The sequence below is a fragment of the Paenibacillus sp. genome, assembly GCF_048976745.1.
Lineage (GTDB): Bacteria > Bacillota > Bacilli > Paenibacillales > Paenibacillaceae > Paenibacillus.
In genome coordinates this window covers 131,655-147,708 of sequence record NZ_JBHGUU010000005.1, presented here as the reverse complement: position 1 = coordinate 147,708, position 16,054 = coordinate 131,655, and the positions used below count along the sequence as shown (strand labels likewise).

General features: G+C 45.4%; 13 protein-coding genes. 9 read left to right on the top strand and 4 right to left on the bottom strand.

All coding sequences use genetic code 11. The annotated features are described in order from the left end of the window. The first annotated feature begins 18 nt into the window (after positions 1–18). The 6 genes from tatA (at position 19) to ACE3K2_RS04410 (ending at position 4,580) form a co-directional block, all read left to right on the top strand. Positions 19–279 carry a twin-arginine translocase TatA/TatE family subunit gene (gene tatA / locus ACE3K2_RS04435; protein WP_421887197.1) on the top strand — a complete coding sequence of 87 codons (261 nt, stop codon included), beginning with the start codon at positions 19–21 and terminating at the stop codon, positions 277–279. Between the two features lie 80 nt (positions 280–359). After that, a complete protein-coding gene (tatC, locus tag ACE3K2_RS04430) occupies positions 360–1,142 on the top strand; it encodes a twin-arginine translocase subunit TatC (protein WP_421887194.1) in 783 nt (260 codons plus the stop codon). 472 nt (positions 1,143–1,614) lie between these two features. Further along, positions 1,615–1,896: a co-chaperone GroES gene (gene groES, locus ACE3K2_RS04425; protein WP_017690077.1), complete on the top strand. Its 282-nt coding sequence runs from the start codon at positions 1,615–1,617 to the stop codon at positions 1,894–1,896. Positions 1,897–1,969: 73 nt separating this feature from the next. Next, a complete protein-coding gene (gene groL / locus ACE3K2_RS04420) occupies positions 1,970–3,604 on the top strand; it encodes a chaperonin GroEL (RefSeq protein ID WP_036611259.1) in 1,635 nt (544 codons plus the stop codon). A 258-nt stretch (positions 3,605–3,862) separates the two neighbouring features. Further along, complete coding sequence (locus tag ACE3K2_RS04415) at positions 3,863–4,309, top strand: hypothetical protein (RefSeq protein WP_421887190.1); 447 nt, start codon at positions 3,863–3,865, stop codon at positions 4,307–4,309. A gap of 34 nt (positions 4,310–4,343) precedes the next feature. After that, entirely contained in the window at positions 4,344–4,580 is a 237-nt protein-coding gene (locus ACE3K2_RS04410) for a hypothetical protein (protein WP_421887187.1), read from the top strand. A gap of 254 nt (positions 4,581–4,834) precedes the next feature. On the opposite strand, the gene ACE3K2_RS04405 is transcribed toward ACE3K2_RS04410, so the two are convergent. The 3 genes from ACE3K2_RS04405 to ACE3K2_RS04395 form a co-directional block, all read right to left on the bottom strand. Then, positions 4,835–5,455: a hypothetical protein gene (locus tag ACE3K2_RS04405; protein WP_421887184.1), complete on the bottom strand. Its 621-nt coding sequence runs from the start codon at positions 5,453–5,455 to the stop codon at positions 4,835–4,837. Positions 5,456–5,628: 173 nt separating this feature from the next. Then, on the bottom strand, positions 5,629–7,056 hold the full coding sequence (locus ACE3K2_RS04400) for a VanZ family protein (protein WP_421887182.1): 1,428 nt from the start codon (positions 7,054–7,056) through the stop codon (positions 5,629–5,631). Positions 7,057–7,228: 172 nt separating this feature from the next. Continuing rightward, positions 7,229–10,348: a glycoside hydrolase family 2 TIM barrel-domain containing protein gene (locus tag ACE3K2_RS04395; protein WP_421887179.1), complete on the bottom strand. Its 3,120-nt coding sequence runs from the start codon at positions 10,346–10,348 to the stop codon at positions 7,229–7,231. 105 nt (positions 10,349–10,453) lie between these two features. On the opposite strand from ACE3K2_RS04395, the gene ACE3K2_RS04390 reads away from it, so the two are divergent. Beyond that, complete coding sequence (locus ACE3K2_RS04390; RefSeq protein ID WP_421887176.1) at positions 10,454–11,308, top strand: AraC family transcriptional regulator; 855 nt, start codon at positions 10,454–10,456, stop codon at positions 11,306–11,308. A 5-nt stretch (positions 11,309–11,313) separates the two neighbouring features. Here ACE3K2_RS04390 and ACE3K2_RS04385 read toward each other — a convergent pair whose 3' ends face one another. After that, entirely contained in the window at positions 11,314–13,368 is a 2,055-nt protein-coding gene (locus ACE3K2_RS04385; RefSeq protein ID WP_421887173.1) for a helix-turn-helix domain-containing protein, read from the bottom strand. 262 nt (positions 13,369–13,630) lie between these two features. Between ACE3K2_RS04385 and ACE3K2_RS04380 the strand changes: the two genes are divergently transcribed. Together ACE3K2_RS04380 and ACE3K2_RS04375 are read left to right on the top strand one after the other, a co-directional pair. After that, positions 13,631–14,851 (top strand): amidohydrolase family protein, encoded by a 1,221-nt coding sequence (locus tag ACE3K2_RS04380; protein ID WP_421887170.1) that lies wholly within the window; start codon positions 13,631–13,633, stop codon positions 14,849–14,851. A gap of 33 nt (positions 14,852–14,884) precedes the next feature. Then, complete coding sequence (locus ACE3K2_RS04375; protein WP_421887167.1) at positions 14,885–16,051, top strand: hypothetical protein; 1,167 nt, start codon at positions 14,885–14,887, stop codon at positions 16,049–16,051. Positions 16,052–16,054 lie beyond the last annotated feature (3 nt).

The window sequence follows — 16,054 nt, the reverse complement described above, 5'->3', positions numbered from 1 at the left end:
AGACGAGGAGGAATATCAATGTTTAGTTCCATTGGACCAACGGGTTTTATTTTGCTGGCCGTGATTGCATTGTTGTTGTTTGGACCCAACAAACTTCCGGAACTGGGACGTGCAGTTGGGCGTACCTTCCGTGAATTCAAAGAGGGCGCTCGCGAGATTATATCTGAGGATGACTCGTCCAATCGCAAAGAGCAGGAGAAGGCGAAACCGCTGGCGGCTGAGAGCACACCTGCAGACAAGCCTGCAGACAAGCCTGCTGATAAACGCCTGCCGGAATAATCTCGGGCGGCAATGAAAGAGAAATCCCTTCCTGCCGGAAGGGTTTTGTATTTTAAGCTGGCAACAATGGGGGGGCAGGCATGACGCAGCAAATGGAAGAAATGTCGATGACGGAACATCTGAGTGAGCTGCGGAAGCGGCTGATCTACGTATTAGTTATTTTTGTGCTGGGACTTATTGCAGGATTTTTTGTAGCGGACCCGGTATACCAATATCTGACCAAGTCAGACTCGGCAAAAGGTTTTGTATTACATGCCTTCTCGTTCTGGGACGGGATTGGCATCTACATGAAGATTGCCGGTTTGTTTTCGCTTATTATTACGCTGCCGTTTACGGTGTATCAGATCTGGAAGTTTGTTAGTCCGGGGCTAAAACCGCGTGAGCGAAAAGCAACCCTGAAGTATGTGCCCTATGTATTTCTGTTATTTCTTATAGGGATGGCTTTTTCGTATTATGTTATATTTCCGATGGCACTCGCCTTCACAACAGCAATTACGGAAAAGATGGGGCTTGTGGAGACCTACGGGATGAAACAGTATTTCAGCTTCCTGTTTGGCATTGTGCTGCCTGTGTCCCTGTTATTCGAACTTCCTTTACTGATTATGTTTCTGACAGGACTGCGGATTCTGAATCCCATTCGTCTTCGCAAGATGCGCAGAGTTGCTTATTTTGTTCTGATCTTCATTGCTGTGGTCATTACACCTCCGGACTTTATTTCCGATCTGCTGGTGATGATTCCCTTGCTCCTGTTATATGAGATCAGTGTGTTATTATCCGCAATTGTGTACCGCAAGCAGCTTGTAGCCGATGAAGAGATCGAATCCCGATACGTTCGTGCCGAGGATAAGAAACATGCGGGTTAAAACATAAGATGGTATCAAAATGGATCACAGGTTATCTCATTCATGGCTGGTATATGACTGGTATGTGTGTGAATGAGGATGATCTGTCATGTGCCCGGAAAAGACGGTATGTTCTTATCCGGGCTATTTCTGTAGACTGCCGACCAACACGACAGGACAAGCAGGCATATTATGTTCAACAATGGATACAATGGGAAAGGGACTGTCTGCTAACGTTGCAGAAGGGCTAAACAATTTCGTAGAATAAGATTAGTGAATTGCAACATATAACCAGGCGCAGCGGGTGTAATTTGGTTATGTTCGTGTAAATTCAACGTAAATTCTCGCAGGAATTCGTCAAAAGGACTTGAAATCATGCTTCAAGTTGAGTATCATAAAGTTGGTTGTTAGCACTGAACACTGTCGAGTGCTAATACATATGGCTACAACCTACAATGTAACGTTATATAATTTCAAAAGGAGGCTATTTTTCATGATCAGACCTTTAGGTGAACGCGTATTGGTAGAACCACTGGAGCAAGAGCAAACAACTTCTTTCGGGATCGTACTCCCGGACTCCGCCAAAGAAAAACCGCAAGAGGGTAGAATCATTGCAGTTGGTGCTGGAGTATTGAAAGACGGCGTACGTGTAGCTCTGGAAGTGAAAGAAGGAGATCGCGTTATTTTCTCCAAATATGCCGGTACAGAAATCAAATTCGAAGGTAAAGAATATTTGATTATGAAAGAGAGCGATATTCACGCGATTCTCGACTAATTCAAATTTAATCGGATAACCGAACCATATAGCACGACCATTTTCCAACAAAAACTAGGGAGGTTTTCTTAACATGGCTAAAGACATTAAATTCAGTGAAGACGCTCGTCGTTCCATGCTTCGTGGTGTGGACGCATTGGCTAATGCAGTAAAAGTAACACTCGGTCCTAAAGGCCGCAACGTGGTTCTGGAGAAAAAATTCGGAAGCCCGCTCATCACTAACGATGGTGTAACCATTGCCAAAGAAATCGAACTGGAAGATGCATTCGAGAACATGGGTGCACAACTGGTTAAAGAAGTAGCAACGAAAACGAACGATGTTGCCGGTGACGGTACTACAACAGCAACTGTACTCGCGCAAGCGCTGATCACAGAAGGTCTGAAAAACGTAACTGCAGGCGCTAGCCCAATCGGTATCCGTAAAGGGATCGACAAAGCGGTTAAAGCTGCGGTTGCTGAATTGCAATCCATCTCCAAACCAATCGATTCCAAACAATCCATCGCACAAGTTGCAGCAATCTCTGCAGCGGACGAAGAAGTAGGCGAACTGATCGCTGAAGCTATGGAAAAAGTAGGTAAAGATGGCGTAATCACAGTAGAAGAATCCAAAGGATTCGCTACAGAGCTTGAAGTGGTTGAAGGTATGCAATTCGACCGTGGATACATCTCTCCTTACATGATTACTGATACGGACAAAATGGAAGCTGTTTTGGACAATCCGTACATCTTGATCACAGACAAAAAAATCTCCAGCACGCAAGATATCCTGCCATTGCTTGAGAAAATCGTTCAACAAGGCAAACCGCTGGTATTGATCGCTGAAGATATCGAAGGCGAAGCACTGGCTATGCTGGTTGTGAACAAATTGCGTGGTACATTCAATGCTGTAGCTGTTAAAGCTCCAGGATTCGGTGACCGTCGTAAAGCAATGCTGCAAGACATCGCTGCCCTCACTGGTGGCCAATTGATCACGGAAGAACTGGGTCTGGACCTGAAATCCGCTGTTGTGGAACAACTGGGTACAGCTCGTCAAATCCGTGTAACCAAAGAAAACACAATCATCGTTGACGGTGCTGGTAACAAATCCGATATCGATGCACGTGTTAGCCAAATCCGTACACAACTGGAAGAAACAACTTCCGAGTTCGACAAAGAGAAACTGCAAGAGCGTCTGGCTAAATTGTCCGGCGGTGTAGCAGTAATCAAAGTTGGTGCGGCTACTGAAACAGAATTGAAAGAACGCAAACTTCGCATCGAAGATGCCCTGAACGCAACTCGCGCTGCGGTTGAAGAAGGTATCGTATCCGGTGGTGGTACAGCGCTCATGAACGTATATAGCGCGGTTGCGGCTGTAGCTCTGTCCGGTGACGAGCAAACAGGCGTAAACATCGTCCTGCGTGCTCTGGAAGCACCAATCCGCACAATCGCAGCTAACGCTGGCGAAGAAGGTTCCGTAATCGTGGAACGTCTGAAAAAAGAACAAACAGGAATTGGCTTCAACGCTGCAACTGGCGAGTGGGTTAACATGATCGAAGCTGGTATCGTTGACCCTGCAAAAGTAACTCGTTATGCATTGCAAAACGCTGCTTCCGTAGCGGCAATGTTCCTGACGACTGAAGCAGTTATCGCTGACAAACCAGAACCAGCAGGTGCTGGCGGCGGAATGCCTGACATGGGCGGCATGGGTGGAATGGGCGGCATGATGTAATAAAGGTGTAAAAACCTTTAAAGCATCATGTGCCTGGCAGAGCGAATTCTCGTTATGATGTGACAAGAATTTGCGAAGCAGTCACTGTTACAAATTACAAAAACCACTTCTTAGGAATTATTAAGGAGTGGTTTTTGTGTTGTTGAATATTCTCATAATCAAATTAACTAGCATTTACCTTATATGTCTGATTCCTATTGCCTAGGGGATATTTAGAGTTGTATGATGAAGGTTAGTGTTGAGATGTGGAGGTCATATATGATGAAGCATATTAGAAAGATGGTAGTAACAGTTCTTGTTTCTGCTGCGGTTATCATCTTAATCTACAATTATACTTCCCATTCTGAAGAGAGATTAGTAAAAGCAAATGAACCTAGGAGTACTCCATCAACGACATTAACAGTAATCAATAGTGAGGATTTCGCAGGTACTACAAATACACATCGGTTTGATGTTCCGGCAGGATTTAGTTATGTTAAAGTGAGTTTTAAAAACAAGGGTTCGAAACACTTCACGTTTACGATCAATGAAGGATCAACTAGTGGAGCCAAGATCATGTCTGGCAGTATCCCGGAAGATGGAAAAGAGCATACATATTATAGTCATAAAGCGTTATCAACAGGTGGGTATTATGTGAGTACCTCTTCTGCGCAAGGGATGTCTGGCACATTAGATGTTTCTCTGCGAACGGATGCTTATAAATGATTCGGGAATTCACTCTAAAGGAGGAGGAAATGTTTTGAGAAAGGGTACAAAGTGGACATTGTGGATTCTAGGCTTGATGCTCGCTGCAACTTTTATCAACTTCTTCATGAATCTATATAGCTTTGCATATGCACTGATTACGGTGCTGTTACTTGCCTTTATGGGCTGGGGATTCTTAGCCAAGTTAAAGAATGACGTTCGTCAGCATGAAGACCACCATAGAAGAGAGCACCAGTCTGCGATCGATGACATGGATCGATACACAAGATAGGTCAACAGGGGAAAGTGCTTGAAGAACAAGGGGTACCGTTCAGTATGTCGGGAACGGTTACTGAGGCGGAGAAAACCAAAGACCCGATTACCTATAAAATGAGTTGGAACAATCAAAGCGAGACTGTAACTTTTGAGTAAATCTCGCATAGTGGAGGTGTTCATCATGGTTGAGTGGCCATCACTGAATCATCTCTATGTACATATCATGCATTAGGCCGTTCCTTCAGGGAGCGGCCTTTTCACAATTGCGTCTTACTCCGCAACAGTTATTTTAAAAGTCGAGTGATTATTATCCTGAATGCTGAAGCGATATTCCAATCCATTTCGAACCGTCGCACCATCAAAATCAAGCTGATTCACATCGCGATCCAATAGACCGATATCCTGAATGACATCTTGTGCATCATTATACGTGTACTCACTATGGGTTGTGAGAATGAGTGTGGCGATCGCGGTTAACAGAATTCCACCTGTTGGTTGGCGCGGGTCACCAGTCGCGAATAAGCTGATTTCCTGTATGCTCTGATCTGCATTCAATAAACCAACCAAACGCAATTCGTCATTAAATATATACTCGAAAGCACCACTGCCTTGCTCCGAAGAGTCTTGTATAGCCAAGCGGGTAATACTCAGCCCGTTCAGTCGGTATTTGCCCACGGCACCATTAAACTTGTTTTGAAATTCATCCGTAGTCATTTGAAGGCCAGAAAGTTCGATCTGAGATGAAGGGGGCTGATCTTCTCCAGACTGAGCTGAGTTCGAAGATAAAGTCATCATGCCATACAACCCAATTGAAGCAATGGCAAAACAGGCCGTTGTTAAAAAAATGTATTTGATCGGCAACCCATTACCTTTGCGCATAGATAAAATCATCAGAACAAGAAATCCCAAGAAAGTAATGAAACCAAGAATTAAAAGAGCGGTAAACAGATATTGCAAATTCTCACCTCGTAATCAAAATAATTTCATCGTTCAAGCACCCCATTTATTATAATGTTCTCATGAAAAACTTCAAACTCATACATCAAGGCAGGCAGAAGCTGAGATCAATTCATTACTGCTGGGATCAAAGCATCCCAATGCTCTCCATTGATCTCTCCTTCGAATCGATAAACTGGCTGATAATAACCTTTCGAATCATACGTGTAAGTCAATTCATACTTGTTCACATTTAGTTTGTCTCCTTTCTTTAAGCTGTTATAGATATAAAAGTTTCCCTTGGGAATTTCTTCGTATGCCTCAGCCGGACTGATAATATCAACCACTCGCACATAAATATTTTTATTCATAAAGTATAATAAATTCTGAGGAATCATAGGTTCTGCTGATGGGACAATGATAATTAGTCCGGTATCATAATCACTGTCACCCTTCGCGATATCTGTAACTGTTTTTTCGATATCCCATCGAACCGTGTCTCCATTTTGCGTGCTGAATATCGCTTTCTTAGGCAATAAGTCATTCTGAGTCAACCAACTGCCGTACTCTTGTCCTTGTTTGATTAAATCTTCCGGCTCTACTGGAGTGCTTGCTTCGATATTAGATGCCAGCGACCATGTGCCTCTGCTGACGTCATAATTAAATGTATATTCTGTTCCCGCATTGTCAAGAAAAGTCCAAATTCGGTTGTATCCATCAATAGATATGTTACCTTTCTGATGTAATTCAAAATAATCTTTCATTAGAGAGGCAACTCGTTTGGCATATTCCAGGTTGTGAATTTCACTACTGCGATAAAGAGATACTTTCTCGGCCTCATCCGGTAGCCTTGTGTTAAGCGTTACTTCGACTTGATTCATATTTTGAGAAATAGCTGGACGTATGGAGAGATTACCAAGTTCTTTGTTGTGATAAATGATAAAAGCACTGGAAAAAAGCATCGTAAAAACTAGTGGTATGCAGAGTGCCTTCCATAGGGATCTTAAGGTGATCTTTCTTTGCTCAACACTGTCGAGGATCGCTCTCATCAACAAATATCCTGCCATACTACCTAGTGTATTATGTAGAATATCATCAAGTTCAAATATTCCCCTGCCGGTGCTCATTTGAAAAATTTCAATACCCAACGTTACCAACAGCGATATGAGTAGCACGGGCTTAACGTGACGCGTTTTCATTCCGATATGCGGAAGTATGAAACCGAGTGGTGCGAACATCAACATGTTAAAAATGATGAGCTGAAATTCGCTCAACGACCATTGATTCCATGCACTTATATAGCCACTGAATAGCTCTAAATTGATCCAACCCTCATAATGAGCTCCTCTGCTAAATGTAGTTAAAGTCATGACAATGACAAACCAACCCAAGAGCAAAAATGACGCTATAAATTGCCTGCGGGTTATGCTTCGTTTACCCCCTCTTTTTTTATATGCAATATATACGGAATAAGTAATACCGATTACAACAACTCCCGCAGCCAATGCAATAGCTAAGATCGGCAATATTCTGCCTATAATCTGTATTAAATCCATTTGTAAACCCTCCATTTATTTAATGTTCATTGTCAGCCTCTTGTTGGTTTAAAGTATAATCAATGTTGGTTGTAACTCCTATGTATCTATCTTTCACGAATCTTTCAATAATGTAAGGTTGTATGAATAAAAAAAGCACTGCCGGCATACTGCCAGCAGTGCTTGCTTGATGTTATACAGGTCTTACGGTAAAGGTGAAGTGATACGCACGGTTGGCTGGCAAGGTGTACTCAGCATGGGTACGTGCGCCCCAACTGTCATCCCCACCGACACCCATTTGTTTGTAATTGATACGTGCCACGGTCTGCGTGCTCTGAGGCAATTTATACACATGGTCATTGGCTTCGAGTTCCTCAGGTGTCCACGGCAACGCATTGATTTCAAATGGGATGGTGGCTTCAATATGCAAACCACTTGGACCATCTGCTGACGTAATTTCAGCGTAACGTACATCGGTTTTATTTCCGCACTCTTGTGGTTTCAGGTATGGAACGAATTGATCCGCAACCGTACCTGTGTAATAGCCGAGACGTGCACTGGTCAGACGGTCTGCGTAGTTGTCGTGTGGCCCTCTGCCGTACCAAGAGATTGTATCCAGACTGTTACTCAGTTGCATCAGCATACCGAACTCTGGTAGATCAGGTAAGCCTTCGCCTGGAACAAGGGTTTGGTTGAATTCCAATACGCCATCCGGATCAATTCGGTACGTGATAGACAGCGTACATCCCGGATGTGAATCCCACGTATAATCGGTCGTCACGAGAATACCTTGTTCGTCTGTGTGGTGCTCGAAGCGAATTAATCTGCTGGTAGTGTGAGCATCCCTCCAGAAGGCGGAGCGCTCATTCAGGCGGTTCCCCATATCATTGTCTGTCATGGCTCGCCAGAAATTCGGGCGGACAGGTGCCAGCAATTGCTCCTGATTATGGATCTGATACGAAGTTAACGCCCCAGTAGCCGGGTTGAAGCTCAACGTGACTTGGCCTGTAGCTACTTTCAATTCATCTTGCACACTCTGAACATGTAGCTCATTACCCTGTCCTTGGTGTACCGGTTGGATTGGACGCAATCGTGGAGATACCACGAACTGATCCCAGGCAATCTCATGACCTGTTCCTGCCCATTTGGTTGCAACTTTCGTAACCAGAGATACAGTCAGCACTACTTCCTTGAACAGATCGGAAGATGGGGTGTAAGGGATGCGGACTTCAGTCGATTCCCCTGGAGGTACCGCGATGTCCAACGAACCGTTCTCTACGGATACGCCATCATGTGTTACTGTCCATACTAGCGAATAGTCGCTCAGATCCGTGAACAGGAACTGGTTGCGGATGCGCAGCAGGCCGTCTTTCACATCAATGGCTTCCATACGAACGTTCTGATAACATTTCTTCACTTCTTCCAGCTTCGGCGTAACCGTCTTATCAGCCAGAATGAGTCCGTTTCCGCAGAAATTGCCATCATGAGGGGATTCACCGAAATCTCCGCCATAAGCGAAATATTCTACACCGTCTGCCGTCGTAGTACGGATGGACTGATCGACCCAGTCCCAGATGAATGCACCTTGCAACACATCATATTTATCGAACAATTCCCAATACAGATGCAGACCGCCGCAGGAGTTACCCATGGCATGGCTGTATTCGCAGATAATATAAGGTTTCTTCGGACCGTTCATGCGTGCGTATTGCTCCACATCTTGTGGGCTGATATACATCGTCGATTCAATGTCGCTTGCCGAATCAGAAGGACGATAATGGAAAGTCCCTTCATAATGAACGAGACGGGTTGGATCGACTTGTTTCAGATAATCGTACATGGCGATGAAGTTATCGCCGCCGAAGGATTCATTACCCAGAGACCAGATAATAACGGACGGATGGTTTTTGTCCCGCTGGAACATCGAGTTACAGCGATCGATGACGTTGTTACGCCATTCAGGCTTACCTGCCGGGATGTTGTTCTCATTCATTTCCTTTTGCCCATAGTACCACGTACCGTGAGTCTCCAGATTCGTTTCATCAATGACGTAGAGACCATATTCATCACACAGTTCGTACCAGAGTGACTGATTCGGATAGTGGGATGTGCGCACGGCGTTAACGTTATAGGACTTCATCAGCTCAATGTCACGGATCATGTCTTCCCGACCAATGGCCCGACCGGTATCCGGTGAAAATTCATGACGATTCACGCCTTTGAATACAATGCGTTTGCCGTTGATTTGCATTAAGCCGTCCTTCAGTTCAAACTTGCGGAATCCAATCCGGCTGCGAACCGCTTCCAACGTTTCGCCCGATTCATTCTGAATGGACAGCACAAGTGTATATAGATGAGGGGACTCGGCGCTCCATAGAAGCGGCTTCATAACCTCTGCTGACAACTGGAATGAAAGTTCATCCTCATCCTGGAACGTAACGGCTTCAGTAAGTGGCTGGGTCAATACAGTCTGCTGTTGTGCATCATAGAGCTGTGCCTGAACAGACAATCCGGCAATAGCCTGCCCAGCATTATGATTGTATAATTTCACATCCAGCAGTAGCTCCGCATCCTGATAGGCATCATCCAGTTCAGTGCGAACAAAGAAATCGGCGATCTGAACAGGTGAAGGTGAATGCAGGTATACACCACGGAATATGCCGCTTAGCCGCCAGAAATCCTGATTCTCCAGCCAGCTCGCATCACACCAGCGATATACCTCCACAGCCAGCTTGTTTTCACCCTCCGTCAGATATGCAGTGATATCGAATTCTGCGGGTGTGAACGTATCCTCGCTATAACCGACGAGCTCCCCGTTAACCCATACATAGAAGGCGGATTCAACGCCCTCAAAGTGCAGCAGGACAGGCCGGTCTTTCCAGTCTGCAGGAACAGTAAACGTACGGATGTACGAACCCACCGGATTATAAGTCGTTGGTGCAAAGGGGGGCTTTAATTCAGGCTCACGCTCGACCCACGGATACGTCATATTCGTATATTGGGGATAATCGTAACCTTGTAGCTGCCAGTTGGAAGGAACGGCGATCTCGTCCCAGTCACTGGCATCATAGTTGTTCTCATAAAAGGATGAAATCCGTTGCTCCGGTGTCTCCGCAAAGGCAAACTTCCACTGACCATTCAGTGATGCGTACCATGGCGATGCGCTGGATTCATTGGATAATGCTTCCGCTACATTTGGAAACGCTACCATAGACGCATGTGCGGGTAGACGGCCTACTTGAAAAGTCTCGGGATTGTTGTTCCATTCCGGGTATCCATTGGCCGGAGGGGTGTATACCAGTTTCTTTCGCATAACAGCAACTCCTTCTGAAATGTTATAATATTGTCATTATAGAATTGAATGATGACTTAGAGAATAAAGAATATTGCCCATATATATCACAATATGAAACTAACGATGGAGAAAGTGGTGTACTGGATGGATACCCGGATTTTTTTTGGTAAAACAGAAGAAGCTGCTCGTCTGCCGATCTATATGACTACGGTTGGTTACTGGGAACACCAATATGAAACCGAGCGACCGGAAGGATTCCCGGATTATCAGATTCACCAGATTATACGTGGTCAGGGGAGACTGATTATACAAGAAGACGAGTATATCGTCGGACCGGGTGACGTTTTCTTTCTGTATCCTGATGTCCCTCATCGATATATGCCCATCAGTGACCGCTGGGAGCTGGCTTGGGTCTCGTTTCAGGGGAGAGAGGCCAGTCAGTTATTATCTTATGCGGGGATAACCGGTTCACGGGTATGCAGACTCAGAACAGCCACGCTGCTGCGTGGCCTGGAGCAACTTCTGGTTAGAGGAGAAAATGGGGATACAACGGATTACGCAGATTACGATGTGGAATGCTCCAAACAATTATATGCACTGCTGCTGGATCTGAAGCCGCTGCTCATCGAATCCGCCAATTATAATGATGAATTGGAGCGTTTGAAGCCTGTGCTGCGTTATATCGCAGAGCATCTGGATCGTTCACTTTCGCTGAAGGAACTGGCTGATGTGGCTGTTGTGTCTCCTCAGTATCTGTGCAGGCTATTTCAGAAGGCACTTCATACCAGACCTGTATTCTATGTGAACCAGGAACGGATCAATCGGAGCAAACAGCTCATGTTCAGTGAGAGAGAGCTCCGAATATATGAAGTTGCTGATCGGGTGGGTTACGAGAACGCCAGTTATTTCTGTGCGATGTTCAAAAGGCATACAGGCATGAGTCCGGAACGTTTTCGCAAACTGCATGGACTGAGTTGATGGAGTTACAATTTCAGTGCGCCACTTGCGGTAGGCGCAACAGAGTACACTTCACTTAAATGACATGCCAGATACACTTTCATCCAACCTTCGGAATCATTCAGATCTACACCTAGAATTTCCTCTATTTTGCGCAGGCGCAGATACAGCGTGTTGGTATGAATATGCAGACGTTCTGCTGTGGCTTGCACCGATCGATTCGCAGCAATATAGGTTTTGAGTGTGAGTTCAAGCTCTCCTGATTTTTGCTGTTGAAGAGGGGACAGAATTTCATGAATGTAGTTCTCTATATCAGACGGTTCCTGATTCAGAAACAGCCGATTGATCCCGATTTCTTCGTAGAGCAGCATGCCCGCTTTGTTTTGTTTCAGCAAAAAGGACAACGAGCGTGTAGCCTCGTCATTGCTTTTGGACACATACTCAAGCCCTTGATAAAGTCCGCCGATACCTATGGATAGGGCAGGAGTTTTGGAGGTGGTCCATTTCTCCACAGCCGTTTCCAGCCTGCTGATGATCCAGTGTCTGACCTTGGGCTCGGATGCAGCAGCCAAAATCGTAATTTTGTGATGTGCACTGAACAATAGATGTTCACGGGTGCCTAGTTCCTTTTCGATAAATCCGATCAACTTGCGCACCCAATTTTCAGTTGTTTTCATATCAGGATGTTCCCCATAGAGCTGCAATTGTGAGACGAACAAGGACTGATGGGCTGGCAAATGAAAGCTGGAAAGTCGTGCCTCCAACTGCTGTGGTTCTCGATATTGCACGAGATCGCTGAAAAAATCATGGTTTTTCCGATAAGACATCTCGGTGAGTGAGTAGGTATTCACCATCTCCAGCATCACAATAGCCCCACCTTGCTCCAAAATCACATGATCCAACTGACCTAACGGATGATCTAACTGGATGGCAAAACAGCCCAGCACCAGAGATCCATTCACAATGGGATACAGGTAATAATCGCTATGATCAGCTCCACCGGATAAGGTGATGGGGTTAAACTGACTATCTAAAGCGGTATAGATATCAAGCTCACTTAACAAGACACTTTCCGGGAGGAGCGGGTACCAGTCATTTCTGGCCATGTCCACATAATAGGTGGGAAGCTTCAGCATCGATCCAACCGTCTCAATGATATGTCCGAGGCTCACATGTTCAATGGAAAGTGCCGTGAATTGATTATGGATTTCATTGCGGCTAACGAGATAACGATTTGTTTCAAGCAGTTCTGAATACATGGTGGCATTGGAGATGGCAATGGCTGCCTGATCCGCAAACCCTTGCATTACGTTCAGATCATGTGGGGCAAATCGTCTGTTTTGTTCAAATTGGTACACCAGCATTACCCCGATTTTGTGGGTGTTCATGGTCACGGGAACGGCGATGAGTCCTTTTGCCATAATACCGTCAGGCAGTGAACTTACAATGATATCCGCATTCTCCTGACTCACATTGCCCATATCCTTAAAGGCATCATCCGGTGTGCTATACATTCGGCCAATGCCTTCCTCGTATACCTTTCCCGTAATGCCTTCATCCAGCTCCCCCTGATACTGATACACACTATCTTGAAAACCGACCTTGGCTCTAGGAATCATCTTGCCAGAATCCGGATCAACCATCATGAACAGTCCGCAGGACAGAGAGGGGATGACATGCAGCGCATTCTCCATGATTTTGAATAACAAGTCGTTCAACTCCAGAGAACAGGTCAGCTCCCGCAGTCCGGTCAACCATCGATCATTGTGCGCACGTTCCATCTCAATCTGCTGTTTCAACAGCCCTTCCCGAATCAAAGACTCCAGACGTTCACTCTGTAGCAGGGTGAGTTGCTTCTGGGTATCGATCACCACACGAATGTTGATATTGGACAAAAAATCAAACGTATACCTGAGAATCCTCCAGGATGACTCGAGCTGTTCTTGATCTGTATATTCAGGTATTTCTCCTTCGCGCAGCCAGTTATTCCACTGGAAATCGTATTCATCCTTAATCCAGATTCCGTATGGAGCAGATCCAAAGACCTGAATCATAAATGAGCGAACCGCTTCATGAATCATAACAAACGTACTCCTTTCGTGTTCACGTGGAAAAATGCTTGCATATATAACATGACCTTCACTATGCTGTGTAATTTATATTCTGTATTGTGCATATCACCATAATAAATATCAAAATGCTGTTGATATCAACAATGACATTATACATTTGCAACTTATATAATGTCATTAACTTTAACACAATACAATTTCATCGTAGTACAGCAATAGAGATATAAATAGTTGAACTTGCAACCAAGTCTGAAAATGAGGTGGAGTACAGATGAGCCAAATTACTGCTTTTGTAGGTGCATTGTTGATTGATGGACAAGGTGGAGAGCCTGTTTCCGATAGTGTGGTCCTGGTTGAGAACGGGAAATTCATAGCTGCGGGTGTGAAGGAAACCGTTCCAATTCCGGAAAATGCCAAGCTTGTTGATGTAACAGGCAAAACGGTGATGCCCGGATTAATCGATGCCCATGTCCATGTACACGGGGCCAAAAATCTGAATATGGCTGCGGTGGCGCTGGAAGCCAATGAACTTCAAATGGGGAGAGCACTTCAGGATCTGCCAAAGCTGATCAACGCGGGCTTTACAACCGTCAGGGATGTGGGTAGCCATGTGGCTGTATACATTCGTGATCTGATCAAGGAAGGTGTGGTGAAGGGGCCGCGGATTAAAACATCCCGTCATCTGCTCTCGCAGACGGGTGGACATGCAGATATTCATATGATTCCAACGGAACTGAATATGTTCACCGTGTGTGACGGCGTTCCCGAAGTCATTAAGGCAACACGCACACAGTTCCGTGAAGGGGCAGATTTCATTAAAGTGTGTTCCACAGGCGGGGTACTTTCAGAGAAAGATGACCCTCGCTGGTCACAATTCCGCATGGATGAGCTGAAGGCAATTGTGTATGAAGCGGAAGCGGTACAGTCTTATGTGGCTGCACATGCGCAAGGTACACAAGGGATCAAAAATGCGCTGGAAGCGGGCGTACGCACCATTGAACACGGGATCTACATTGATGAAGAAGGCATTGGCATGATGCTGGATCAAAAGGCGGTTCTGGTTCCAACGTTGGCGATTGTACATCGGATCATCAAAGAAGGGCATAAATACGGTGTTCCCGAATTTGGCATCCGCAAAGCCAAAAGTGTATATCAGGAGCATATTGAGAACATGATTATCGCACATAAGGCAGGCGTAACGATTGCAGTAGGGACAGATTTCTGCACATGTGCACCTGTTGAGCATGGCGGGAATGCGCTCGAACTGCGATTGCTTGTTGAAGATGTTGGATTTACGCCGATGGAAGCGATCGTAGCTGCCACAAGAGATGCGGCGAGAGCGATGCAGATGGAAGCGGAGATCGGTACGATTGAGCCTGGCAAAGCCGCTGATCTGCTGGTACTGAATGTGAATCCGTTGACAGATATTGGACTGCTCGAAAACACAGAGAATATCGAACAGGTCTATTTATCAGGTGAACGCTTGAAATAAGGAAGAGAATGAAGAGAATGGGGAGAAGCCACCATGTTTAGTCAACCGATATATATCGCCACAGTATTACTTGTTATTTTAGCTATAGGGGAATTGGTTTCGATCTGGTCCAAAGCGCGAATTCCGTCCTTGCTTGTTATTCTGATCGGATATTTGCTGCTGAACTGGGCGGGTTTATTTCCCAAAGGCGTGGTCTCCAGCTCTGCGCTGACTGCGTTCGGGGCTCTCATGGTGGCTCCGCTGATTGTACACATGGGGACATTAATACCGCTGAAATTAATACGGTCCCAATATAAAGCAATACTAATCTCATTGTTCGCATCACTCACGGCTACAGGTCTAATTCTGTTAATTGTATCACCGATCTATGGTTATCCTACGGCTGTTGCCGGATCAAGTCCGGTTGTCGGAGGCATTATCTCTTATCTGATCACAACCACGAAGTTGCAGGAGATGAACCTGGGTCATCTGATTACAATTCCGGCTGTTATTCTGGGTATTCATTCCCTCGTGGGGATGCCGATCGCAACCAATATGTTGCGCAGATACGCGTTAAAACTTCAGAAGCAGGGCGCTTTTGAGAACAAGGTTGCAGGGGAAGGACAGGTGAATATTAAAGAAGCGAATGTCAAAACATTCCTTCCACAGCGATTCCAGACCGCTCCTATTCTGCTGTTGCTCTTGTTCATTATGGGCAGTCTCTCCATTTATCTGGGAAATGTAACCGGACTTAGCTACAGTATCTGGGCTCTATTGCTTGGTGTCCTCGGTCATCTGATCGGACTGTTCCCATCTCGTATTCTGGATAAAGCAAGTACATCGGGAATTGCCATGACAGGTCTGATTGTGGTAGTTATGACAAGTATGGAGTCGATTACTTTTGATGCGGTGGTTAGTTCTATTATTCCGGTGTTGTTCATTATCGCGGTTGGTGTAGTTGGGGTACTGATCGGTGGATTTGTTGGTTCAAAGCTGTTCAAATGGGACCCGCTCAAGGGTCTGCCTGTAGCACTGACCGCACTATTCGGTTTTCCGGGGGACTACATTATCTGTGAGGAAGTAAGCCGTTCAGTTGGGCGTGATGAAAATGAACGCAAAGCCATCCTCGATGAGATTTTAACACCAATGCTGGTGGGTGGATTCACAACGGTCACAACGGCATCCGTGCTGATTGCTTCCATACTGATCAAGACGCTTTAGAAA